20 protein-coding genes are annotated in these 22788 nt (G+C 70.4%); 12 read left to right on the top strand and 8 right to left on the bottom strand.

Going from position 1 to position 22788, the window contains the following annotated elements; translation table 11 throughout:
- Window positions 1–189: 189 nt before the first annotated feature.
- Window positions 190–1536, bottom strand: coding sequence for a 3-phosphoshikimate 1-carboxyvinyltransferase (gene aroA / locus ACZ4A5_RS23430; protein WP_467587463.1), 1347 nt, complete (start codon window positions 1534–1536; stop codon window positions 190–192).
- A 521-nt stretch (window positions 1537–2057) separates the two neighbouring features.
- Here aroA and ACZ4A5_RS23425 point away from each other — a divergent pair.
- The 8 genes from ACZ4A5_RS23425 (at window position 2058) to ACZ4A5_RS23390 (ending at window position 12433) form a co-directional block, all read left to right on the top strand.
- Entirely contained in the window at window positions 2058–3299 is a 1242-nt protein-coding gene (locus ACZ4A5_RS23425) for an ATP-grasp domain-containing protein (RefSeq protein ID WP_467587435.1), read from the top strand.
- 56 nt (window positions 3300–3355) lie between these two features.
- Complete coding sequence (locus ACZ4A5_RS23420) at window positions 3356–4447, top strand: DUF1611 domain-containing protein (RefSeq protein ID WP_467587432.1); 1092 nt, start codon at window positions 3356–3358, stop codon at window positions 4445–4447.
- 32 nt (window positions 4448–4479) lie between these two features.
- On the top strand, window positions 4480–5796 hold the full coding sequence (locus ACZ4A5_RS23415; protein WP_467587429.1) for an ATP-grasp domain-containing protein: 1317 nt from the start codon (window positions 4480–4482) through the stop codon (window positions 5794–5796).
- 65 nt (window positions 5797–5861) lie between these two features.
- The gene (locus tag ACZ4A5_RS23410; protein WP_467587426.1) at window positions 5862–6614 is read left to right on the top strand and encodes an iron-containing redox enzyme family protein; all 753 of its coding nucleotides are present in this window, start codon (window positions 5862–5864) and stop codon (window positions 6612–6614) included.
- 319 nt (window positions 6615–6933) lie between these two features.
- Window positions 6934–7815 carry a phytanoyl-CoA dioxygenase family protein gene (locus ACZ4A5_RS23405; RefSeq protein ID WP_467587422.1) on the top strand — a complete coding sequence of 294 codons (882 nt, stop codon included), beginning with the start codon at window positions 6934–6936 and terminating at the stop codon, window positions 7813–7815.
- A 7-nt stretch (window positions 7816–7822) separates the two neighbouring features.
- Window positions 7823–8689 (top strand): PhzF family phenazine biosynthesis protein, encoded by an 867-nt coding sequence (locus ACZ4A5_RS23400; RefSeq protein ID WP_467587419.1) that lies wholly within the window; start codon window positions 7823–7825, stop codon window positions 8687–8689.
- Between the two features lie 264 nt (window positions 8690–8953).
- The gene (locus tag ACZ4A5_RS23395; RefSeq protein WP_467587416.1) at window positions 8954–10249 is read left to right on the top strand and encodes an MFS transporter; all 1296 of its coding nucleotides are present in this window, start codon (window positions 8954–8956) and stop codon (window positions 10247–10249) included.
- Between the two features lie 84 nt (window positions 10250–10333).
- Complete coding sequence (locus ACZ4A5_RS23390) at window positions 10334–12433, top strand: thioredoxin domain-containing protein (RefSeq protein ID WP_467587413.1); 2100 nt, start codon at window positions 10334–10336, stop codon at window positions 12431–12433.
- 6 nt (window positions 12434–12439) lie between these two features.
- On the opposite strand, the gene ACZ4A5_RS23385 is transcribed toward ACZ4A5_RS23390, so the two are convergent.
- Together ACZ4A5_RS23385 and trhA are read right to left on the bottom strand one after the other, a co-directional pair.
- Complete coding sequence (locus ACZ4A5_RS23385; protein WP_467587411.1) at window positions 12440–13063, bottom strand: TetR/AcrR family transcriptional regulator; 624 nt, start codon at window positions 13061–13063, stop codon at window positions 12440–12442.
- Between the two features lie 439 nt (window positions 13064–13502).
- The gene (gene trhA / locus ACZ4A5_RS23380; protein WP_467587460.1) at window positions 13503–14099 is read right to left on the bottom strand and encodes a PAQR family membrane homeostasis protein TrhA; all 597 of its coding nucleotides are present in this window, start codon (window positions 14097–14099) and stop codon (window positions 13503–13505) included.
- Between the two features lie 582 nt (window positions 14100–14681).
- On the opposite strand from trhA, the gene ACZ4A5_RS23375 reads away from it, so the two are divergent.
- A complete protein-coding gene (locus tag ACZ4A5_RS23375) occupies window positions 14682–16502 on the top strand; it encodes a phosphoenolpyruvate carboxykinase (GTP) (RefSeq protein ID WP_467587408.1) in 1821 nt (606 codons plus the stop codon).
- Window positions 16503–16544: 42 nt separating this feature from the next.
- On the opposite strand, the gene ACZ4A5_RS23370 is transcribed toward ACZ4A5_RS23375, so the two are convergent.
- A complete protein-coding gene (locus ACZ4A5_RS23370; RefSeq protein ID WP_467587457.1) occupies window positions 16545–16826 on the bottom strand; it encodes a DUF397 domain-containing protein in 282 nt (93 codons plus the stop codon).
- Window positions 16777–17730, bottom strand: a complete 954-nt coding sequence (locus ACZ4A5_RS23365; RefSeq protein WP_467587405.1) for a helix-turn-helix domain-containing protein — start codon at window positions 17728–17730, stop codon at window positions 16777–16779. The genes ACZ4A5_RS23370 and ACZ4A5_RS23365 overlap by 50 nt, the downstream gene beginning before the upstream one ends.
- 133 nt (window positions 17731–17863) lie before the next feature.
- Here ACZ4A5_RS23365 and ACZ4A5_RS23360 point away from each other — a divergent pair, with 133 nt between their 5' ends.
- From ACZ4A5_RS23360 to ACZ4A5_RS23350, 3 genes are read left to right on the top strand one after another with little or no spacing between them, the layout of a single operon-like run.
- Window positions 17864–18256 carry a hypothetical protein gene (locus ACZ4A5_RS23360; RefSeq protein WP_467587402.1) on the top strand — a complete coding sequence of 131 codons (393 nt, stop codon included), beginning with the start codon at window positions 17864–17866 and terminating at the stop codon, window positions 18254–18256.
- 27 nt (window positions 18257–18283) lie between these two features.
- Entirely contained in the window at window positions 18284–18946 is a 663-nt protein-coding gene (locus ACZ4A5_RS23355; RefSeq protein ID WP_467587399.1) for a maleylpyruvate isomerase family mycothiol-dependent enzyme, read from the top strand.
- Window positions 18947–18981: 35 nt separating this feature from the next.
- Window positions 18982–19182 carry a hypothetical protein gene (locus tag ACZ4A5_RS23350; RefSeq protein ID WP_467587394.1) on the top strand — a complete coding sequence of 67 codons (201 nt, stop codon included), beginning with the start codon at window positions 18982–18984 and terminating at the stop codon, window positions 19180–19182.
- A gap of 22 nt (window positions 19183–19204) precedes the next feature.
- Here ACZ4A5_RS23350 and ACZ4A5_RS23345 read toward each other — a convergent pair whose 3' ends face one another.
- The 3 genes from ACZ4A5_RS23345 to ACZ4A5_RS23335 all read right to left on the bottom strand — a co-directional run bounded on the left by ACZ4A5_RS23345 (window position 19205) and on the right by ACZ4A5_RS23335 (window position 22613).
- On the bottom strand, window positions 19205–19627 hold the full coding sequence (locus tag ACZ4A5_RS23345; protein WP_467587391.1) for an SCO4983 family protein: 423 nt from the start codon (window positions 19625–19627) through the stop codon (window positions 19205–19207).
- An 82-nt stretch (window positions 19628–19709) separates the two neighbouring features.
- Entirely contained in the window at window positions 19710–20921 is a 1212-nt protein-coding gene (locus tag ACZ4A5_RS23340) for a pyridoxal phosphate-dependent aminotransferase (RefSeq protein WP_467587388.1), read from the bottom strand.
- A gap of 87 nt (window positions 20922–21008) precedes the next feature.
- Complete coding sequence (locus tag ACZ4A5_RS23335; protein ID WP_467587386.1) at window positions 21009–22613, bottom strand: N-acyl-D-amino-acid deacylase family protein; 1605 nt, start codon at window positions 22611–22613, stop codon at window positions 21009–21011.
- Window positions 22614–22788 lie beyond the last annotated feature (175 nt).

The following is a 22788-nucleotide window of genomic DNA, read 5'->3' as shown; positions in this document are numbered from 1 at the left end:
CCCAAACCCCCCCCACCACCCCCCCCCCCTCCCCCCCCGCCCCCCCCCCCCACCCCCCCCCCCCCCCCCCCCCCCCCCCCCCCCCCCCCCCGGCACTTCTGCCATGGCCGGCGGCGCGTCTCGCTCACCTGCCGGGCCCGGCGGTGCGCCACTGCGGCAAGGCGCACCGCCGGGCCCGCGGGGCCAGGGTCAGGCGACGGCCCCGGCGGGCGCGTCCTCCTCGACGGACGCGGTCAGCACACCCGCCTTGGTGAACTCCTCCATGAAGCTCGGGAAGGACAGCTTGACGTCCTCGAAGCCCGAGAACCGGTTGGCGGACTGCATCCGCAGGCCGGCCACGAACAGCGACATGAAGATGCGGTGGTCACCCCAGCTGGACAGCGTCACTCCGCCGGGGTACGTCTGCGCGCCGCGGACCAGGAAGCCGTCGCAGACGCCGTCGGCGTACAGGACCTCGATGTCCACGCCGGCGCGGGTCAGTTCGGCGGCCATGGCCTCGATGCGCGACGCCTTGTGGAAGCGAGTGAGGCGTCCGCCGGTCACCCGCAGGCTGCCCTGCACGTACGCGCCGAGGGCGGCGAGCGTGGGGACGATGTTGGGGCAGTCCATCACGTCGACCTCGAAGTCGCCGCACATGCTGCCCTGCGGGTTGTCGACGATCAGCGACAGGTTCTCCTTGTCGAAGGTGACACTCACCCCGAGCTTCTCCAGGATCGGGACGATCGCGAACTCGCCCTGCATGCTGTCGCCGTAGACGTTGGTCAGGACGGTCCGGCCCGGGTAGAGCGCGGCGGCGGCCAGCAGGTACGAGGCGGAGGTGTAGTCCTCGTGGATGGTCACGTCCTGCGTCCGGTACTGGGAGGGCTCCACGTGGTAGTGGCGCATGTCCTCCGACGCGGACACCTTGATGCCCGCCTCGGTCAGGCTCGCCAGCGTCTGCCGGATGTACGACTGGGAGTAGACCTCGCCCGTCACCTCGATGTCGACCGGGTTCTCGGCCAGCGGCGCGGCGAACAGGATGGCGGTGATGAACTGCGAGCTGATGTCGCCCGGCAGCCGGCAGGTGCCGCCCTTCAGGCCGCCTCCCCAGTTGACGACCGGGGCCTTGCCCTCGTCGGCGATCGACTCGATGTCCGCGCCGAGGTCGCGCAGGGCGTCCAGCAGGGGCGCCATCACGCGCCTGCGCAGGGTCGCGTCGCCCGTCACCACGACCGGCGTCGGCAGCGCGGAGGCCAGCGCCGTCACGATGCGGAACACCAGACCCGAGCCGCGGGACTGGATGACACGCCCGATGTTCGGGAGGGTCCCCCCGATGCCCTTGATCTCCAGGTATCCGTCGTGCTCGGTTATCTCGGCGCCGAAGGCACGGCAGGCGCTCTTCATCGTCTCCGTCTCGTCGCAGCGGAGGTCGTTGTAGACGCGCGACGTTCCCTCGGCCAACGTGCCTACGAGAATGGCGCGTTGCGTCTCCGGCTTCGAAGAAGGGACGCGGAAAGTTCCGGAAAAGGACTCGATCGGATCAACCTTCAGCAGCATCGTCATGTCTCCCGTTTCGCATCGTTCTCCGCCTGATGTCTTGCAGGCGATGTCGCTTTGAGGTCTGGGCCGGCGGTATTCGCGGAGTGGGAACATGTCGTCCACCGCTTGGCGCTTCGGTGTCGGGGCGGGAGTCGGAAAACTCTCCTGGCGCGCATGGCAGCCCTCCGCCGGCGTAGAGGGTGCGATGGGGATTCTGCGTGCCGTGGGGTCCGAGCGGCAATAGGTCCATCTGCCCATGGCGTTTCCGGCACAAGGTGGTCCGGACCTCCTTTGCCGAGGGGTGGCGCTGTCGTCGGTGCTCAGCGGCATCGCCGGGGCGGCCAGGGGGGACCTAAGTCCTATTCTGAGCAGCCCGGCCCCGTGCGAGGCTGTGGCAGCGCGATCAACGCATTGAGGGCTGTTCCGGGATTCAGGTCCGGGCGCATCCTTCGGTTCCGAAAGGCCCGCCTTTCACCGCCGTCGACCGGCCCGCGGCCGGGCACATCCATGCTTCCTGTGAACCGTGAGGCGACAAAACCATGTCCAGCGCAATCCTGTTCTTGAACCGCTGGCCCTTGTACGAGGACAAGCGGCGCTGGGAAAACCGCCTGGCCGCCCCCGAGTTGGTTTTCGATCCGGAGACCGACCGCGTCACGTATCTCTGCGACGAGTTCGGCCGCAGCGGAGTGCCCGCCGACGCCGAACGGGTCCATGTCGTGCCGGACTTCGGTGACGTGGACGGTGTGCTGGAGCTCGTCGACGCCATCGTCCGCGAAGAGGGCCCCTTCGATCACGTCATCGGCTTCTCCGAAATGCTGCTCGACCTCGCGGCGACCCTGCGCGAGCGGTACGGCATCCCGGGCGCCGGCGTCGAGGAGACCGCCCGGTTCCGTGACAAGAGCGTCATGAAGGAGCGGGTGTCGCGGGCCGGCCTCCGCGTGCCGCGCTGGGCACCCTGCCACACCGAGGAGCAGATGCTCGCGGCCGCCGAGGAGTTCGGCTACCCCGTGATCGTCAAGCCGGTGCGAGGGGCGTCCAGCCAGGGCGTGCGCGAGATCGCCTCGGCCGGGGAGCTGCGGGCCCTGTGCGCCGAACGGAGCCTGGACGACCTGGAGATCGAGGAGTTCGTGCAGGGCGACATCCTGCACGTCGACGGCGTCCTGGACGCCGAGGGCAAGCCGCTGTTCCTGTGCACCTCGCGCTACATCTCCAGCTGCCTGGACTACGAGGCCCTGGGCGCGCCGCTCGGCTCGGTCTTCCAGACGGACCCCGAGGTGCGCGACCGCTGCGAGGACTTCGCCGTGCGCTGCCTTCAGGCGCTCGGCCTGCGCGGCTCCGCCTTCCACCTCGAACTCTTCGACACCGGCGAGGAATTGGTGTTCCTGGAGGTCGGGGCCCGGGTGCCGGGTGCCGACGTGTCCTATGTGATCAACGACGTCCACGGTGTGAACCTCTGGCGGCTGTGGGTCGACGTGCTGCTCGGCCGCCCGGTGGACCTGCCGGTCCCCGACCCGGAGCTGAGCGGCGGCTGGCTGATCATCCAGGGGCCCAAGCCGCTGCCCCGGAAGGTCACCGCGGCGACCCCGCTCCTGGGTCACGTTCCGTATGTGTACCGCGAGCTGGTGCCGAGTCCGGGCGAGGTCCTGGTCTCCCGGCCCGGCTCGTACGCCACGCTCCAGGGCGGCCGCTTCCTGTTCCGGGGCGGCACCCAGCAGCAGATCGAGGAGGCCGTGCGCCAGGCGAACGAGCAGTACCGCCTGACGACCGAGCCCGTCGCGTAGACCGCCCGAACCATCGCGTGCCATAGGCAACAGAACCATCGAGTCCGGAGGAAGACGTGGACCAGTTGAGCCATGCGGAGCTGGTTGAGAAGAAGTTCGTGCTGTTCGCCGAGGAATGCTTCGGACTCTTCACGAGCAAGATTGCCGCCTCACTGGTCCGCTACAACGGGGACCGCTGCGTCGCCGTGATCGACAGCCTCCAGGCCGGCCGGACCGTTCAGGACGTGCTCGGCTACGGCGGCCCGATCCCGATCGTCAGCCGCGTCGAGGACGCTCTGCACCTGAGCCCCGAGGTCCTGATCATCGGCAAGGGCCTGCACTCCGCGGACCTGCCCCCGTCCTGGAAGCCGCACATCCTCGCCGCGGTCCAGAACGGCCTGCACGTGATCAACTCGATCCACTACCGCCTTCTGGGCGACCCGGACATCGCCGGTGCCGTCCGGGCGAAGGGCGTCACGGTCTGGGAGACCAAGGACACCCCGCCGGTGCAGCTCAACAAGGCCCGCGTGCTGGACCTGGACACCTGGGTCATCCACACCTGCGGCAGCGACTCCAACATCGGCAAGAAGACCGCCGCCCTGCAGATCTGGAACGAGGCCAACCGCAGCGGCATCAGCACCGGCTTCGCCGCCACCGGCCAGAGCGGCATGCTGATCTCCGGCCACGGCATCGCGGTCGACGGTGTGCCCGGCGACTTCATGGCCGGCGCCGTCGAGCAGGTCGTCATGGAGGCCGCGGCCGGCAAGGAATGGGTCGTCGTCGAGGGCCAGGGTTCGCTCAACCACATCGGGTTCAGCAGCGTCGCCCTCGCCATCCTGCACGGTGCCCTGCCGCACGCCCTGGTCTTCTGTCACCGCCTCGGCGCCGAGCGCACCAAGGTCTGGAACACGCCGATCATCCCCATCCCCGAGCTCATCCGGCTGAACGAGGAGCTCTCTGTCTTCGAGCGGCCCGCCAAGGTCGCCGCCATCAGCGTCAACAGCTTCGGCTACTCCGACGAGGACTACCGCCGCGAGGCCGAGAAGCTGGAGGTCGACACCGGGCTGCCCGTCGTCGACCCGGTCCGTGAGGGCGGCGCCCGGCTCGTGGAGATCCTCCGCGCCCACCAGCGCGAGACCGCGGCCCTGCACTCCGCCCGCCGGCGCTGAGGGCGACCGAGGAACTGCGAGGAGATGCACCGATGAAGCGAGCGATCCTGCTCCTCATGCACCAGGGCAAGTCGTACACCGAGGAGATCGCCGCGGCGGCCGCCGGGCTCGGTCTGGCCCTGGTCGCCCTCAGCTCCCGGCCGGAGACGCCGGGGGCCCTGGAGGCGAGCCGCCTCCACCTGGCGGACTGCGTGGTCACCGAGGAGCCCGAACTGGGCTCCGGCGACCTCGACAAGGCCGTGTCCGAACTCGCCGGCCGGGGCTACCGGGTCGAGGCCGCCCTCGCCACCTTCGAGGGCTACCGGCTGCTGATGGCCGAGCTCAACGCGCGGCTCGGCGTGGCCGATTCCGCGGAGTCCGTGCTGCGCCTGTGCCTCGACAAGTACGAGCTGCGCCGCCACCTCTTCGCGGAGGGCCTGAGCGAGGTCCGGCTCCACCGGCTCACCCCCGGCGTGACGCCCGATCTCGACCCCGCCGCGCAGTGGTTCGTCAAGCCGGTACGCGGTGCCTCGTCCTTCGCGACCTTCGTCCTGAACGACGTCGCCGACCTGGCCGACCTGCCCGCGCTTCAGGAGCAGATGCGCGCCGACCAGCGCATGAAGGCCATCTTCATGGACCGCTACGACTTCCTCGTCGAGGAGTACGTCGAGGGCCCGGAGTTCAGCTTCGAGACCGTCGTCCTCGACGGCCGGGTCCACCACCTGTGCGTCCACGAGAAGGCCCGCGTGGAACGCCTGGAGCGGACGGTCCTGGAGGGGATGTCGGTCAGCCCGCCCGTGAGCCTCGACCCCCGGCTCGTCCTGGAAGGAGCCGACCACGTCACCCGCTGCCTCGCCGCGCTGGCGGAGCGGGGGACGGTCGCCGGCGTCTTCCACATCGAGGTCAAGTACTGGGAGTCGAAGAAGCGCTGGGAGATCATCGAGATCAACCCGCGGATGGGCGGCAGCCTCATCGACGCCAGCGTCCAGACCGTCACCGGGCACTCCCTCCTTGACCTGTGGACCGAGTCCCTGGTGCTGCCCGACGGCGAGCGGGACGCCTTCCACGACCGGCTCACCGGCGCCTCCCAGCTGGAGGCCCTGCGCACCGGCGCACCCACCCGGGCGGCCGTGTTCCTCAGCAAGTACGGAGAGAAGGGGCGGACCGTCGACGCGATCCGCTTCGAGCCGCCCACCCGCCCGCCCCGGATCCTGCGCATCCACGTGGCGGAGGGCACCGAACTTGACGCGTCCGACCGGGGGATCTGCCTGATGGACGCCCTGTGGGACGTGGCGGCCGACGACCTCGAGGCCGAGACCGCCTTCCTCGACCGACACGCGACGGAGCACTTCCAGGTCGGCTACCGCTGACCGCGGCGGCACCCTCCGTCCCTTCCGTGAACATCCCCTCGAACCCTCTTGTGAAGGAGAACGCGATGAACCGCGTGCAGAACTCCGGGATCGCCTACCCGAAGCCGTTCTACAACGAGGAGCAGAGCCGTCTGAAGAAGGCCGAGCTCGACAGCTACCTGGACAAGAAGATGGCGGAGTGGAAGGCCACCGTCCCCTTCGCGTCCCACCTGACCGAGCCCGAGCTCCACCAGGCGTACTACCGCCGCACCCTCATCGAGCACGTGTGGCGGATCCGCCTCTCCCGGGTCAGCCAGTCCAAGGCCATCTACAAGATCGCCCAGGTCTCGCCCCGTGCCGCCCGTGACTACGCGCAGTACCAGGCCGACGAGATGCTCCACGACAAGCTGTACGTGAGCGATGCCGCGGCGGCCGGTGTCACCGAGGAAGAGATCCAGGCCACCGAGCCCTACCTCTCCACCCGTCTGCTGGAGGGCTTCTTCTACTACACGCTGGAGCACGAGTCGTACCTCGCCCCGGTCGTCTCCAACTACCTGGTGGAGTACACCCAGATCAAGCTCCAGCCGGCGATCGTGGAGAACCTCCAGGACCGCCTCGGCAAGGAGAGCGTCAAGGGGCAGGCGGCCCACCTCCACGTGGACTCCACCGAGGACCACTCGCAGGAGATGTGGGACATCCTCCACCAGCTGCTCTTCAGCGAGGAGGACTTCCAGCAGGTGATCAAGTACATCGACGACGTCCAGGACATCCTCGCGATGTTCTTCCGGGAGATCTACGAGGACACCGTCGCCAAGCACGCGCAGCCCGCCGCCGTGTGACCCGCACCTCCCCGGACCCACGCCGACGACAGAACCGGCACGCGCGGGGACGTCGGGCGCCTGAGGAGTGAACCGGCCGAGGGATTCGCGGGGGCCGTCCGTGCCCCCGCGTCGGACCGGAGACACAACGGGCAGTCCGCGAGCGCCCTGGCCGAGGGGCGCTCGCGGCCGCCGTCCCCGGCTCGTACGGGGCCCGGCCGCGATGCCGGCCGATGGCTCCTCGGAGCCGTCCCGGGCCCGCCGGGCGGCCGTCGCCGGGCGGACCCGTACGCGCCCCACCCCACCGCGCCCCCGCCACGCAGCAGAGAGGAACCCCGCCATGCCCGCAATCGACACAGCCGCGTTCGTCAAGGAATACCGCGAGAACGGCTTCGCGGTCGCCGAACGTCTCTTTGACCCGAGCGAGGTCGCCGCGCTCAACACCGCCATCACGGAGATCCTCGACGTCTCCGACATCGGCTCCGTCGCCGAAGTGGAGCCCGGTGACAACGGCATGGCGCGCCGGATCTGGTCGCCCACCAAGCAGCACGTCGCGTTCGAGCGGGCCGCCGCCCACCCCGCACTGCTCGACCACGTCGAGGCACTCATCGGCGGCGACATCCTGTTCCACTACAGCAAGCTCCACCTCAAGGCCCCGCAGGTGGGCAGTGTCGTGGACTGGCACCAGGACTTCGCCTACTACCCCCACACCAACACCGACCTGGTGACGGCGCTCGTCTATCTCGACGACACCACCACCGAGAACTCCGCCCTCCAGGCCGTCCCCGGCTCCCACCTCCGCGGCCTCGCCGACCACTACGTCGACGGCCACTTCCGCGGCAAGGTGGTCGGCGCCGACGCCCCGGACGCGGCGGACGCCGTGGCCATCGAGGCGCCCGCGGGCAGCGTGGTCTTCATCCACCCCCTGCTCCTGCACTACTCCTCCGCGAACCGCTCCGACCGCTACCGCCGCGCCTTCCTGCCGGCCTACCGGGCGGCCGACGCCTACCCGATCCACTTCGGCCCGCACGCCGGCCACAACGAGGCCGGAGTTAAGCTGCTGCGCGGCGAGGTGTCGGACACGGCACGTGTGGAAGCCGGGGCATGGCGTCTCCCGCTCGCGGAGCGTCCCTTCGGCTCGCTCTTCCAGCTCCAGGAGGGCGCCCACCAGACCGAGGACGCGGCGACCACCGGGTACGCCACACTGGAGGACGCGAAGTGACAGCCTCATGAGCACGCCGAACGTGACGGTCGTCCGCGCCTGCCTGCGGGGCGACGCGGGCGGCAGCCCGACGGTCGTCGTCCTGGAGGACGACGCGGACGGCGCGCCGCTGGGCGACGACGAGCGGCGCCGGATCCCGGTCGCCCACGGCACCTCGCACGCCGTTTACGTACGTCACGTCGGCGACACGACCGAGCTGCGCTTCTTCACCGCGGAGGAGGAACTGCCCGCCTGCGGGCACGGCACGGTCGCCGCTCTGGCCTTCCTCGCGGCACGGCACGGCGGCACCGGGCCCTACCGGGCCACCCTCCGTGCCGGGGGGCGCGTCTTCGCCGGGCGGGCCGAGCGCGCCGGTGAGCTGATCACCGCCGCCTTCGACCCCGGCCCCGTCGATCTGCGCGAACCCACCGCGGAGGAACGCGCTCTCGTGCTTCCGGCCCTCGGTCTCGCGCCGCACGAGGCCGGGCCGGACGTCCGGATCGCCGGTGTGGGCCGCGAACGCGTTCTGGTGCCGGTCCCCACCCGGGACGTGCTCGCCGGGCTGCGTCCGGACCTCGACCGCCTCAGGGCGGTCTGCGACCGGTTCGGCCTGCTCGGTGCGTACGTCCACTCGGAGCCCTCGCCCGAGGGCGCGCTCGCGGCCCGGATGTTCGCCCCCTCGATCGGTGTTCCGGAGGACCTCGCCAACGCCAACAGCACGGCCTGTCTCGCCGCGCACCTGGCCGGCCGGGGCGTCCACCGGATCGCCGTCGACATGGGCGACTCCCTCGGCAGCCCGGCCACGGTCACCGCCACGGCGGGAGCGGACCTGAGGGTCGAAGTCGGCGGTCCCGCACGGGTGATGACGGAGCGAGCGGCCCACCGGATCTCCTGAGCGCGGCCGGGCCGTTTCGGCCGCGGTGCCGACGCTCCGGCCGACCAGGCCGGTCATGCTGTTCCGTCCCCATCGAGGGCGGCGTCCGCCACAGGGCCGCCTGACGCGCGGACCGTGCGGCCGGGATCAGGGCCAGCGGGACCGACGCCGCCACAGGGCTGCCTGACGCGCGGACCGTGCTCACCGCCCGGCCCGAGCGGCGTGGAGGACCCGACGCGTGAGGGCGCCCGAGCACAGCCATCACGGAGTTGGAGGGACAGCCAGTTGGACACCACCAGTCAGCGCCAGCCCGGTGAACGGATCGAGCCGCCGGGCGGGAAGGGCACCGAACGGGGGGCACTGGCCTGGCTGGTGGCCCGTGGCCTCATACCCGAGACGGCCCCCAAACGCGCCTTCGCCGTCGCCACCTTCATCAGCCTGATCGGCAAGGGCCTCTTCATGGCCGGGGCCGCGTTGTTCTTCACCCGCTCCGTGGGTCTCCCGGTCGGCCAGGTCGGACTGGCCCTGGGCGCCGCCGCCCTGATCGGACTCGGCGCCGGCATCCCCGTGGGCCACCTGGCCGACCGGTACGGCCCGCGCGAGGTCTTCCGGCTCACGCTCGTCGTGCAGGCCGTCGCCGTGGCGGGACTGCTGCTCGTGCGCTCCTTCCCCTCGCTGGTCGCCTGCCTGTGCGTGACCGAGCTCGCCGTCTCGGCCGGCACGGCCGCCCGCGGCCCGCTGAACCGCGCCCTGGGCGCCCCGAACCCCACCCGCTACCGCGCCTACCTGCGGGCCCTCAACAACATCGCCGCCGGCTGCGGAGCCCTCGCGGCCGGTGTCGTCATCCAGGTGGACACCCGGGCCGCCTACGTGTGCCTCATGCTCGGCATCGCCGTCCTGTTCCTCGCCTCCGCGGCCGCCTGCTCCCGTGTCCCGTCCGTGCCGCCGGTGGAGGTCCCCGCGGGAGGCAGCCGCTGGCCGGTGCTGAAGGACAAGCCGTATGTGGTGCTCACGGTCCTGGACGGCATCATGGCCATCCAGAACCAGGTGCTGGTCTTCGCCCTGCCGCTGTGGATCGCCGGACACATCGACGCGCCACGGTGGTTCGTCGGTGCGAGCGTGGCCATCAACGCCGCCCTCGTGGTCTGCCTGCAGGTGCGGGTCAGCCGCGGCGTCGTGGACAACATGTCGGCCGGCCGCACCATGCGCCGCGCGGGGGCCGTGCTCCTCCTCGCCACCGCCCTCCTCGCGGCGGCGGGCGGCGCGCCCGGGTGGGTCGCCATGGTCGTCGTGCTGCTCGGCGTGATCTCCCTGACCCTGGGCGAACTGTGGTACGCGGCCGCCTCGTTCGAGCTGTCCTTCGGCCTCGCTCCCGAGCACGCGCAGGGCCAGTACTCGGGCCTGTTCGCCATCGGCCAGGGCCTGTCCAACGCCGTCGGCCCGCCGGTGCTCGGCCTGCTCTGCCTCGGCTGGGGCGAGCCGGGCTGGCTCGTGGTGGGAGCGCTCTTCCTCGTCGCCGGCCAGTTCGTACCGCTCGTCGTGAGGTGGTCCGACCGCACGCGCGCCCACACCCCGGGCTAGGACCGCGCGGGACACGCCCCCCTGCCGGCCGTACCAGCCTGTGGATAACCCATCATCGGGCCCACTTGGGGAAGGATGGGGGGCATGCCGAACCGCCTGGCGCATGAGACGTCCCCCTACCTCCTCCAGCACGCCGAGAACCCGGTCGACTGGTGGCCGTGGTCTCCCGAGGCATTCGAGGAGGCACGGCGCCGCGATGTGCCCGTGCTGCTCAGCGTCGGGTATTCGAGCTGCCACTGGTGTCACGTGATGGCTCACGAGTCCTTCGAGGACGCGGAGACCGCCCGTTTCCTCAACGAGCACTTCGTCTCCGTGAAGGTGGACCGCGAGGAGCGGCCCGACATCGACGCCGTGTACATGGAGGCCGTCCAGGCAGCCACCGGGCAGGGTGGCTGGCCCATGACCGTCTTCCTCACCCCCGAGGCCGAGCCCTTCTACTTCGGCACCTACTTCCCGCCCGAGCCCCGGCACGGCTCCCCGTCGTTCCCGCAGGTCCTGGAGGGCGTACGGGCCGCGTGGGCGGACCGCCGGGCGGAGGTCGGACAGGTGGCGGGGCGGATCGTCCGCGACCTGTCCGAGCGCACCCTCGCCCTGGGCATGGCCGAAGGGAAGGGCGAGGAGAAGGCCGAAGGGAAGGACGCCGCGCGGCCGCCCGCCGCCGAGGACCTGCACCAGGCGCTGATGGGCCTGACCCGGGACTTCGACGCCGTGCGCGGCGGGTTCGGCGGCGCGCCGAAGTTCCCGCCGTCCATGACCCTGGAATTCCTGCTGCGCCACCACGCCCGCACGGGCTCCGAGGCGGCCCTCCAGATGGTGCGGGCCACCTGCGAGGCGATGGCGCGCGGCGGGATCTATGACCAGCTCGGCGGCGGCTTCGCGCGGTACGCGGTGGACGCCACCTGGACGGTGCCGCACTTCGAGAAGATGCTCTACGACAACGCCCTGCTGTGCCGCGTCTACGCGCACCTGTGGCGGGCGACGGGATCGGACCTCGCGCGGCGCGTGGCGCTGGAGACCGCCGACTTCCTGGTGCGTGAGATGCGCACGGAGCAGGGCGGGTTCGCGTCCGCGCTGGACGCCGACAGCGCCGTGGCCGGCGGTTCCGGCGCGCACGCGGAAGGGGCGTTCTACGTCTGGACCCCCGCGCAGCTGCGGGAGGTCCTGGGCGAGGAGGACGCGCTGCTGGCGGCCGCCCACTTCGGTGTCACCGAGGAGGGCACCTTCGAGGAGGGCGCGTCCGTCCTGCGACTGCCCGACCGGGAGCAGCTCTTCGACGCCGGGAAGCTCGCGTCGGTGCGGGCCAGGCTGCTGGCGGCGCGCGAGCAGCGGCCCCGGCCCGGCCGTGACGACAAGGTCGTGGCCGCGTGGAACGGCCTGGCCGTCGCCGCGCTCGCCGAGACCGGCGCCTACTTCGACCGCCCGGATCTCGTCCAGGCCGCGACGGACGCCGCCGACCTGCTCGTGCGCACCCATATGGACTGGCACGCGCGGCTGTTCCGCACCTCCCTGGACGGGAAGGCGGGCACCCACGCGGGCGTCCTGGAGGACTACGCCGATGTGGCCGAGGGCTTCCTGGCGCTCAGCGCGGTCACCGGCGAGGGCGTCTGGGTCGACTTCGCGGGGCTGCTGCTGGACACCGTGCTCATCCGCTTCACCGGTGAGGACGGCAGCCTCTTCGACACCGCCGACGACGCCGAGACCCTCATCCGCCGCCCGCAGGACCCCACCGACACCGCCACCCCGTCCGGCTGGACCGCCGCTTGTGGCGCGCTGCTGACGTACGCCGCGTACACCGGCAGCGGCGCGCACCGGGACGCCGCGGAGCGCGCGCTCGGTGTCGTACGGGCGCTGGGGCCGCGCGCCCCGCGCTTCATCAGCTGGGGGCTGGCGGTCGCGGAGGCGCTGCTCGACGGGCCGCGGGAGGTCGCGGTCGTCGGCCCGGAGGACCACCCGGCCACCCGCGAGCTGCACCGCACGGCCCTGCTGTCCACCGCGCCCGGCCTGGCCGTGGCGGTCGGCGCGCCGCCCGCGGACGGTGACGCGGCGGGCGCCGAGGTGCCGTTGCTGGCGCACCGGACCCTGCTCGACGGCCGCCCGGCCGCCTATGTGTGCCGTGCCTTCACCTGCGAGGCGCCGACGAGCGATCCGGAGGTGCTGGCGGAGCGCCTGGCGGGGGAGGCGTGAGGGCCGTCAGAGGGTGAGGCCGCGGTCCAGGACGTCCAGGGTGCGGGTGATGAGCGGGATGAGGTCTTCCCGCTGGCCCTGTTCGACCCAGTACATGAGCGCTTCGTGCATCGCTCCGAGGATCGCGCTGGCGACGACCCGCAGCTCCATGTCGTCCGCGTCGCGCCCGGAGCGCTCGGCGAGGACGGAGCAGAGCATCCGGGCCGAGCGGCTCATGCCCTCGGCCTGCCGGCCGCGCAGGGAGGGCACTTCGCGGACGAGCCTGGTGCGCTGCCTGAGCTCGGCGATGTCGTGGTCCATGATGTGGCGCATGGCTTCGAGGACGCCCTGCCGGATGGCCTCGACCGGCGGTTCGTCGGCGGGCCGGGCCCGGATGGCGGCCTCCATCACCGGGTCGTACTCGTCCGAGAGGACGATGTCCTCCTTGGTGGGGAAGTAGCGGAAGACGGTGCTGGGGGAGACGTCCGCGGCCTCGGCGATCTGGTCGATCGGCGTCGCGTCGTATCCCTGCCGCTCGAAGAGCAGGTAGGCGGCGCGGCGGATCGCCTGACGGGTCTGGATCTTCTTCCGCTCGCGCAGCCCGAGCCGGGGCTCCGACGGCATGGCGGATGAGGTGTTCGCGGGGGCCATGCCTGCATTCTCCGGCATCGGCCTTCGTGGGGACCACAGCCTGACGGGGGGCGGGAGCCCTGCCACGTGGGCGCGCCAGGCGCGCCGTTCACGGCGTCCCGCTGTGACAGTGACTCTCAAAATGAAGTAACCGTCAATCACTACGGGCTCTTAATGACATGCTGATTGTCAGTGGGGTATGTGACGCTGGGTGCTGGGCAGGGGTGGGAAGAGTGATGAGCCGAAGGGGGTGGCGGCCGTGCTGGCTGTGATGAAGCTGCTCGCCGTGCTGGTGGGAGCGCTGTGCGTCGGGGGCTATGTGATCGTCGGCGAGATCGCCGTGCTGCTGGTGGTGCTGGCCGGTGTCGGTGGCCTGACATGGCGAGTGGCCGTGGCATCGAGGCCACGGCCACTGGGTGCGGCTGATGGGGGGCGCGCCGCGCGCCCTGCGCTCGGGCGCTCAGGCGTGCGAATAGGCGACGAGCGAGATGCCCACGTAGTGGACGACGAAGGCCGCCAGCGTCAGTGAGTGGAAGACCTCGTGGAAGCCGAACCAGCGCGGCGAGGGATTGGGGCGCTTGATCCCGTAGATCACGCCGCCCGCGCTGTAGAGGAGGCCGCCGACGATCACGCAGATGAGCACGGCGATGCCGCCCGTGCGCAGGAAGTCGGGGAGGAAGAAGACGGCGGCCCAGCCCATGGCGATGTAGCAGGGGGTGTAGAGCCAGCGCGGCGCGCCGACCCAGAAGACGCGGAACGCGATGCCCGCGGCCGCCGCCGCCCACACCGCCCACAGCAGCACCTGACCCCGGCCGCCGGGGACGAGCAGCATGGTCAGCGGGGTGTAGGTGCCCGCGATGATCAGGAAGATGTTGGCGTGGTCGAGGCGGCGGAGCACGGCGTTGGCGCGCGGGCTCCAGTCGCCGCGGTGGTAGAGCGCGCTGATGCCGAAGAGCAGGCAGGCCGAGAGCACATAGACCGCGCAGGCGATCCGGCCCCGGGTGCTGTCGGCGAGCGCGGTCAGGAAGACGCCGGAGATCAGCACGGCGGGAAACATCCCGGCGTGCAGCCAGCCGCGCAGCCGCGGCTTGGCGGGGAAAGCGGAAGCGCCGGGCGAGCCGTCGGCGGAGGCCGCGACGGCCTGGCCCGAGGCCGGTCCGGACGTCCGGTCGATGGTCGGGTCGGTGGCCTGGCCCGGGAGCGGGCCCGCGGGCCCGTCGTGCGCGGCGGTGGACGCCGCTCCGGTCGCTGTCGGTCCATGGGTGTGGGGAGGTGCGGCGGGAGGTTCGGCGGCCGCTGCGCCGGCGGAGGCGGGGTGCGCGGGAGGCGCTGCGTCGGGCGCGGAAGTCATGACCGTCATGCTACCTACGCAACCGTAAGTTACGGATCAGTATCACGTGGCGATGGTCACGGGGGTGCCCCCTGGACAGAACGGAAACGGAGTCGGATGATCAAATGAGTGCGGGCGGCACCGGATGAGCGGTCACGAAGCGTCTGGGTCGCAGCCCCCAAGGGGCAATCCATCCAGGGAACATCCAGAAGAAACGGACCGAGCCGTCGGAACAGCTGCCGCGGCCCGGCCCGTCAACCCTCAACATCTACGCCGGGGCAGCGTGGTTTCCGGCGGGACGGAGCGATCGTGGCGCGCAGCAATGCGGCTCCCACCACCCTCACCAACCACCAGGAGCTGATCTCCTGGGTCGACGAGATCGCCGCCCTCACACAGCCGGACCGCGTGGTCTGGTGCGACGGTTCCGAAGCCGAGTACGAGCGCCTGTGCGAGGAGCTCGTCGCCAAGGGCACCTTCAGGAAGCTTGACCCGGTCAAGCGCCCCAACTCGTACTACGCCGCCTCCGACCCCAGCGACGTGGCCCGCGTCGAGGACCGCACGTTCATCTGCTCCGCGAAGGAGGAGGACGCCGGTCCGACCAACCACTGGAAGGCCCCCGCCGAGATGCGGGAGATCTTCGCCGGTGAGCAGGGCATCTTCCGGGGCTCGATGCGCGGCCGCACGATGTACGTCGTGCCGTTCTGCATGGGCCCGCTCGGCTCCCCGCTGTCCGCGATCGGCGTCGAGATCACCGACTCCGCCTATGTCGCCGTGTCGATGCGCACCATGACCCGCATGGGCCAGGCCGTGCTCGACGAGCTCGGCACCGACGGCTTCTTCGTCAAGGCCGTCCACACCCTCGGCGCCCCGCTCGCCGAGGGCGAGGCCGACGTGCCGTGGCCGTGCAACACCACGAAGTACATCTCGCACTTCCCCGAGGACCGCGAGATCTGGTCCTTCGGCTCCGGCTACGGCGGCAACGCCCTGCTGGGCAAGAAGTGTTACGCCCTGCGCATCGCCTCCGTCATGGCCCGCGACGAGGGCTGGATGGCCGAGCACATGCTCATCCTCAAGCTGACCCCGCCGCACGGCGAGTCGAAGTACGTCGCCGCCGCCTTCCCCTCGGCCTGCGGCAAGACCAACCTCGCCATGCTGGAGCCCACCGTCTCCGGCTGGACGGTCGAGACCATCGGCGACGACATCGCCTGGATGCGCTTCGGTGACGACGGCCGCCTCTACGCCATCAACCCCGAGGCCGGCTTCTTCGGCGTCGCGCCCGGCACCGGCGAGCACACCAACGCCAACGCCATGAAGACCATGTGGGGCAACTCCGTCTTCACCAACGTCGCCCTCACCGATGACAACGACGTCTGGTGGGAGGGCATGACGGAGGAGCAGCCCGAGCACCTCACGGACTGGAAGGGCAACGACTGGACCCCGGCCTCCGGGACCCCGGCCGCCCACCCCAACGCCCGCTTCACCGTGCCCGCCTCGCAGTGCCCCATCATCGCGCCCGAGTGGGAGGACCCCAAGGGCGTCCCGATCTCCGCGATCCTCTTCGGCGGCCGCCGCGCCTCGGCCGTCCCGCTGGTCACCGAGTCCTTCGACTGGCAGCACGGCGTCTTCCTCGGCGCCAACGTCGCCTCCGAGAAGACCGCCGCCGCCGAGGGCAAGGTCGGCGAGCTGCGCCGCGACCCCTTCGCCATGCTCCCCTTCTGCGGGTACAACATGGGCGACTACATGGGCCACTGGCTCGCGGTCGGCAAGAGCAAGGACGCCGCCAAGCTGCCGAAGATCTACTACGTGAACTGGTTCCGCAAGGACGCGGAAGGCCGTTTCGTGTGGCCGGGCTTCGGCGAGAACAGCCGGGTCCTGAAGTGGATCGTCGAGCGGCTGGACGGCAAGGCGGAGGGCGTCGAGACGCCGATCGGCATCCTGCCGACGAAGTCCGCGCTGGACACGGACGGTCTCGACCTCGACGACGCCGACCTGGACTTCCTGCTCAGCGTCGACAAGGACGTCTGGCGCGAGGAGGCGTCCCTGATCCCCGAGCACCTCAACACCTTCGGTGAGCACACGCCGAAGGAGCTGTGGGACGAATACCGCGCGCTGGTCCAGCGCCTGGGTTGATGTCGCCGCCCGCCCCGACACGCGGGGCGGGCCCCGGATCCCTCAGAGCTGCTGACGGCGTACGGCGGTGACGAAGGCCGCCCATGCGGTGGGGGAGAGGGCGAGTACGGGGCCGGTGGGGTTCTTACTGTCGCGTATGGGGACGCAGTCGGGGATACCGAGGGCTGCTTCTATGCAGTCGCCGTGGTCGTCGTCGCTGTGACTGCTCTTGGTCCACGTCACGAATGACGTCCAAGCGGTGGGTGGCATGGCCAGCATCGGGCCGGTGGGGTTCTTACTGTCGCGTATGGGGACGCAGTCGGGGATAGCGAGGGCTGCTTCTATGCAGTCGCCGTGGTCTTGATCGCTGTGGCTGCTCTTGGTCCAAGTGGCCGCGCTGAGTTCGGTCCTCTTCATCGTGCCCGTACCCTTCCATCGCCTCGCGGATCAGAGCGGCTGACTCGCTGGCCGACAGGGCGTCAGCCCTGAGCACATCATAGGTCTGCGAGTGGCGGGCAACGACTGCCGGATCGTCGTTGAAGTGGCCGCGATGCAGCGACTCTGTGTAGATCCATTCATGCCCGTCAGGGAGCCTGAGGATGGACATGGAAGCCTTGGGCCGCACGAGGTGGGCGGTGTGAGCAGGTGCAACCTGGATGCGAATATTGGGCTGTTGCCCAATGGCGAGCAAGTGGGCGCACTGTCCGTGCATGACCCGGCGGTTCCCAACGACATTGCGGATGCAGCTCTCATCCAACACTGCAATCAGCAGCGGCCCGCCAGGGCAGAGGAATCGCTCCTGTCTACTCATGCGAGCGCGTACGCGTTCTTCCGTCTCCGGTCGGCCGGCTCTGGAGAACAGCGCTCGCGCGTATTCCTCGGTCTGAAACAAGCCCATCACCACATGCGACTCGTATCCCCGGAGGGACACAGCCTCCTGCTCCATCGCCACCCGCCGCTTGAACCAGTCCGGCCGCTCCACTTCCTGGTACCAGTCGATGCGAACCCATAGCCGCATCAACATCCCACCCGTGCCCAGCTCTTCGTCGCACCGCTTGACGAACCCCTCCTTAGGGACGCGCGTCGCCGCCTCCACCCGTGCCACCTGCGAGCGGTCGCACGGGATCAGCGCCCCCAGCGATTCCTGTGTGTGGCCCGCCGCCTCGCGCAGGTGCTTCAAGAGTTCGCCGAAGACGGCCGCCGTACTCGCACCCGGTTCCGGCCTCGCCGTGGACGTACGTCGATCCACTGGTTCCCCTCCGCGTCTGTGACAGATGACCTTGGAACGCCGGGAGCATTGCGGCGCCCTCCCCCGACACGCAAACCTGTTGTGGGTCAAGGAAGTTACTGCCTACGGGACCGAAATGCGCGAGGAACCCCGCATGCCGCACACGACTCCCTCTCCCTATGTGCCGGAAATCGGCGAGACCGTGCTCGACGTCGCACGGGACCGCGTGGGAGAGATCATGGCGAAGGGCAATGAGAAATACGCTCTGCGTCCGCTCGGAGGTGGACGCGAATGGGATGTCGCACCGTCGGACATTCGGCCGTTGTCACGGGACACAGCATTGAGCATCCGGGTCGCGGAGGCCAATGTTCGTTCCACGGGGCGTGTTTCCTGCCGGTATTGCGACCGATTGCGAGTGGAGAAAGTCGTGGCGTGGCGGGAGCTCGACCGGGAGCAAGTATTGCGGCTCGACGAGGAACTGGAGGAGCACGCCAGAACGGGGCACCCCCCGCTGCGCGCCGAGGGTTTCGGGCCGCCTCGGAGGTGACCGCTTCTGCCATGCGACCCTGTCCCCATGACCGACGACATGCGTGACAAGGACCTGCCGCACCGGCTGCTGACCGCCGAGCGCGACGTCTTCATCCCCCTCCTGCGCCGTACCGCGCCGGAAGCCTTCGCGCTCCGTACCGCGGGGTGCCCGGACTGGACCGTGCGGCAGGTGCTCGCCCACTGCCAGGCCGTGCTCGCCCGCGTCATCGAAGACCGGCTTGAGCCCGGGGTGTTCTCGCCCGCCTCCAACGCCGCCGACGTGGCCGAGCGCGACGCGTGGCCGCTGGAGCGGCTGGTGGACGAGCTGGAAGCCGGCATGACCGAGGCCGGGCCCGCGATCGCCGCGCACGAGAACCAGAGGCTCCGCCTCGTCGCCCTCGGGGAGTGGGTGCACGCGGGGGACGTCCGCGACACCCTCGGGGAGCCGGGCGCCTACGCCGCCGCCGACGATGCCGTGTTCGACCTCCTCGCCTTCGGCAGTCGTGGCCGCAAGGGGCCCTTGGTGCACGCCGAGTTGACCGACCGCGCGGAGCCGCTGGTGCTCGGCGTGCAGGACGCGGACCGGGCGCCCGCCCGGCTCGTCACCGATACGCCGACCCTGATCCGCCTCTACGCGGGACGCCCCTTGAACGGTGCGCACTTCGAACTCACCGGAGCGGAAGCGGAAGAGCTGAATATATTCGGCTGACCCACGTGCGCTGTGGCAGCTGGGATCATGGATGCATGAGTCTTGTCGTGTATCGCATCTGTGCCCTGGCCACGCTCGTCGCCGGAGTGATCCTGGGCCTCTGGGTCATCTTCGGCGAACCGCACGAGTGGGAGGGAAGCCTGAAGTTGCTGCGCTTCGCCCTGGGGCTGGCGGTGCTGGGCCTGATAAGCGGCAGTGCGAAGCTGATGTTCCCGAGCGCCTCCGAGGAAAGGTAACCTCCGCGCCCGGCCGGGCCGTTCAGCCCGCGTCCGCGATGCCCAGTGCCGCCGCGTGGGCGCGCAGCCGCTCGGCCGCCAGGGCCGCGCCGGGGGCGTCCGCGCAGGAGGTCGCCACGACCAGCGCCTGCCCGGCGAGGGTGTGGGCGCGCTGATGGAGGGCGGCCAGGCGGGACGGGGCGGCGCCGCTCGCCGTCGGGGTCGCCCGCAGCGGCGGGCGGCCGGCGCTCAGGGCCGTCACCCGGTCCGCCAGGCGCTGCGCCGCCTCGTCCAGCGCGGGCGACGGGGCGAGCGCGCGGAGCTCGTCCGTCACGGTGAGCAGCGCGGTCAGGTGACCCGCGAGCCGGATGTCCAGCTCCTCCTCGCGGGAGCGCTGCGGCCCACGGGTCCTGCGGCACGGTTCGCCCATGGTGTGGACCGACTTCGTGCGGATCGGCTCGTACATGGATGGCCTCCTGCGATCGCTAAGAAGGCCATCCTAACTTAGACGGCGTCTAAAGTTGTTCTGCTTACAGATCGGGCGCGGGCTATGGCTGGCTGTAACCGTCCAGGAAGGTCCCGATCCGGGTCACGGCCTCCGCCAGATCCTTGGCGTTCGGCAGCGTGACCAGGCGGAAGTGGTCCGGCTCCGGCCAGTTGAAGCCCGTGCCGTGCACCACCATGATCTTCTCGGCCCGCAGCAGGTCCAGGACCATCTGCCGGTCGTCCTTGATCTTGTAGACCTTCGGGTCGAGCCGCGGGAACGCGTACAGCGCGCCCTTCGGCTTCACACACGTCACGCCCGGGATCTGCGTCAGCAGGTCATGCGCGACATCGCGCTGTTCCAGCAGCCGGCCGCCCGGCAGCACCAGGTCCGTGATGCTCTGCCGCCCGCCGAGCGCCGTGGCCACCGCGTGCTGCGCGGGCATGTTGGCGCACAGCCGCATGTTGGCGAGGATCGTCAGGCCCTCGATATAGCTCTCGGCGTGCGCCTTCGGTCCGCAGACCGCCAGCCAGCCGCTGCGGTAGCCCGCGACGCGGTACGACTTGGAGAGGCCGTTGAAGGTGAGCGTCAGCAGGTCCGGCGCGATCGCGGCGGTCGGCGTGTGCGTCACGCCGTCGTAGAGGATCTTGTCGTAGATCTCGTCGGAGCAGACGATCAGGTTGTGGCGGCGGGCGATCTCCGTCAGCCCGCGCAGCATCTCGTCGTCGTAGACCGCGCCCGTGGGGTTGTTGGGGTTGATGATGACGATGGCCTTGGTGCGGTCGGTGACCTTGCGCTCGATGTCGGCGAGATCCGGCATCCAGTCCGCCTGCTCGTCGCAGCGGTAGTGCACGGCCGTGCCGCCGGCCAGCGACACCGACGCCGTCCACAGCGGATAGTCCGGGGCCGGCACGAGCACCTCGTCGCCGTCATCGAGCAGCGCCTGCATCGACATCTGGATCAGCTCCGAGACGCCGTTGCCCAGATAGACGTCCTCGACGGAGAGCTCGATGCCCTTGGTCTCGTAGTGCTGCACCACCGCGCGCCGCGCGGACAGCAGGCCCTTCGCGTCGCCGTAACCGTGCGCGTCGCCGACGTTGCGCAGCATGTCCTCGAGGATCTCGGGCGGACACTCGAAGCCGAAGATGGCGGGGTTGCCGGTGTTGAGCTTGAGGATGCGGTGACCTGCCGCTTCCAGCCGCATGGCCTCCTCGAGCACCGGGCCACGGATTTCGTAGCAGACGTTGGCGAGCTTCGTTGACTGGATCACCTGCATGACGGCCACCTTACGGGGGCGTAAACGGGGTCGCGCGCGCATTGATGCCGCCCGGGTACGCCCCGGACGGGCCCGGCGAGCCCTGGATCACGCGACCGGCGTGCGCCGGACCGTGCGCCCCGCGATCACGTCCGTACGCCTGCCGTCTTCCATTACAAAGCGCCCGTCAATCAGGACAAAAGGAATGCCGGTCGGAAGCGTCCTCGGGGCTTCGAAAGTGGCACCGGCGGAGACCGTCTCCGGATCGAAGAGAACGAGATCCGCGCGGTATCCCTCCCGCACGAACCCCCTGTCCGGCAGCCTCAAGCGCGCCGCAGGACGCGACGTGAGATGCGCCACGCACTCCTCCAGCGACAGCACGCCGAGCTCGCGCACGTAGTGGCCGAGGTAGTGCGGGAATGTGCCGTACGCCCTCGGGTGCGGCTTGCTGCCGTGCAGGATCCCGTCGCTGCCCGCCGTGTGCACGCGGTGCCGCATGATCGCCCGGACGTTCTCCTCGTGCCCCACGTGCTGGAGGATCGTCGGCCCCAGCCGGTCGGCGATCAGCAGCCGGCGGGCCGTCATCCACGGCTCCTCACCGCGCAGCCGCGCCGTGGCGGCGACGGTCCGGCCGACGTGATCGCGCAGAGCCGGATCCGTGACCCCCGAGATCTCTATGCAGTCCCAGTCGATCGGTACGCCGTGACAGCCGTCCGCGCCCTCGACCTCCATCACGTGCCGGATCCGCTCGGCGGCCGTGTCGTCCCGCAGCCGCGCGAGCGTCGCCTCCGGGCCGCCCTCGCTCGCCCAGCTCGGCAGCATCGCGGCGAGCGTGGTGCAGCCGGGGGTGTACGGATAGGTGTCCAGCGTGATGTCCGCGCCCCCGGCGAGCGCCTTGTCGAGCAGGGCCAACAGCTCGGGCGCGCGGCCCTTGTTGACCCCGAAGTTCATGGTGGCGTGCGCCAGGTGCAGCGCGCAGCCCGCCTCCCGGGTGAGGGTGATCATCTCCTCGTACGCGGCGAGCGCGCCCGCTCCGTACGAACGGTGGTGCGGGCAGTAGTAGCCGCCGTACGCCGCCACGACCCGGCACAGCTCCGTCAGTTCGGCATCGGTCGCATACATTCCAGGTGTATACGTGAGCCCGGACGAAAGCCCGACCGCACCTTGCGCGAGCCCTTCCGCCACGAGCTGCTTCATCCGCTCGGTCTCGGCGGGCGTGGCCGGCCGGTCCTCCCAGCCGACCACCATCGCGCGGACCGTCCCCTGGGGCACGAGGTACGCGGCGTTGACGGCCGTCCCCTGGCGGTCGAGGCGGTCCAGATACTCGCCCACGGAATGCCAGTCGAAGTCGATACCGCCGCCGTCGCCGTTCCACCCGGTGATCTGGGTACGCACCTCTTCGAGCGTGTGGTCGGTGACGGGCGCGTACGAGAGGCCGTCCTGCCCGATGACTTCGAGGGTGACGCCCTGCGCGGCTTTCGCGGTGTGCGCGGGGTCCTGGAGGAGGGCGAGGTCGGAGTGGGCGTGCATGTCGATGAAACCGGGCGCCAGCGCGAGGCCGTGGGCGTCCAGGGTGCGTTTGGCTGTGGGGCGGTGGGGGGTGCCTTCGGGGTGGATTTCCTTGATGCGGCCTTCGGCCAGGGTGAGGTCGGCTCGGTAGGCGGGGTTTCCTGTGCCGTCGATGACGGCGGCGTTCTGGATGAGGAGGTCCATGGGGTACGCCTTTCGTTGTGGCGGGCGGTTTTTTCCCCAGCCCCGCCCCTTCCCGAAACTGGGGGGTGAGCCCCCAGCCCCCAGCAACACGGCTTCGCCGCGTTGTCCTCAAACGCCGGACGGGCTGAATATTCAGCCCGTCCGGCGTTTGGGGAGACAGCCGCAGGCCGCTCCC

It is taken from the genome of Streptomyces sp. NPDC025618, assembly GCF_055558795.1.
The sequence above is the reverse complement of the archived record's forward strand: the minus strand, read 5'-3'. Positions and strand labels throughout refer to the sequence as shown.

What these genes read in the sequence shown, in the direction of transcription:
- ACZ4A5_RS23425 (WP_467587435.1), top strand. Translation starts at nt 2,058, where the DNA reads ATGTCCAGCGCAATCCTGTTCTTGAACCGCTGGCCCTTGTACGAGGAC.
- ACZ4A5_RS23410 (WP_467587426.1), top strand. Translation starts at nt 5,862, where the DNA reads ATGAACCGCGTGCAGAACTCCGGGATCGCCTACCCGAAGCCGTTCTAC.
- ACZ4A5_RS23335 (WP_467587386.1), bottom strand. Translation starts at nt 22,613, where the DNA reads ATGGACCTCCTCATCCAGAACGCCGCCGTCATCGACGGCACAGGAAAC.
- ACZ4A5_RS23340 (WP_467587388.1), bottom strand. Translation starts at nt 20,921, where the DNA reads ATGCAGGTGATCCAGTCAACGAAGCTCGCCAACGTCTGCTACGAAATC.
- ACZ4A5_RS23360 (WP_467587402.1), top strand. Translation starts at nt 17,864, where the DNA reads ATGCCGCACACGACTCCCTCTCCCTATGTGCCGGAAATCGGCGAGACC.
- ACZ4A5_RS23385 (WP_467587411.1), bottom strand. Translation starts at nt 13,063, where the DNA reads ATGGCCCCCGCGAACACCTCATCCGCCATGCCGTCGGAGCCCCGGCTC.
- ACZ4A5_RS23405 (WP_467587422.1), top strand. Translation starts at nt 6,934, where the DNA reads ATGCCCGCAATCGACACAGCCGCGTTCGTCAAGGAATACCGCGAGAAC.
- trhA (WP_467587460.1), bottom strand. Translation starts at nt 14,099, where the DNA reads ATGTTTCCCGCCGTGCTGATCTCCGGCGTCTTCCTGACCGCGCTCGCC.
- aroA (WP_467587463.1), bottom strand. Translation starts at nt 1,536, where the DNA reads ATGCTGCTGAAGGTTGATCCGATCGAGTCCTTTTCCGGAACTTTCCGC.
- ACZ4A5_RS23415 (WP_467587429.1), top strand. Translation starts at nt 4,480, where the DNA reads ATGAAGCGAGCGATCCTGCTCCTCATGCACCAGGGCAAGTCGTACACC.
- ACZ4A5_RS23350 (WP_467587394.1), top strand. Translation starts at nt 18,982, where the DNA reads ATGAGTCTTGTCGTGTATCGCATCTGTGCCCTGGCCACGCTCGTCGCC.
- ACZ4A5_RS23355 (WP_467587399.1), top strand. Translation starts at nt 18,284, where the DNA reads ATGACCGACGACATGCGTGACAAGGACCTGCCGCACCGGCTGCTGACC.
- ACZ4A5_RS23345 (WP_467587391.1), bottom strand. Translation starts at nt 19,627, where the DNA reads ATGTACGAGCCGATCCGCACGAAGTCGGTCCACACCATGGGCGAACCG.
- ACZ4A5_RS23390 (WP_467587413.1), top strand. Translation starts at nt 10,334, where the DNA reads ATGCCGAACCGCCTGGCGCATGAGACGTCCCCCTACCTCCTCCAGCAC.
- ACZ4A5_RS23400 (WP_467587419.1), top strand. Translation starts at nt 7,823, where the DNA reads ATGAGCACGCCGAACGTGACGGTCGTCCGCGCCTGCCTGCGGGGCGAC.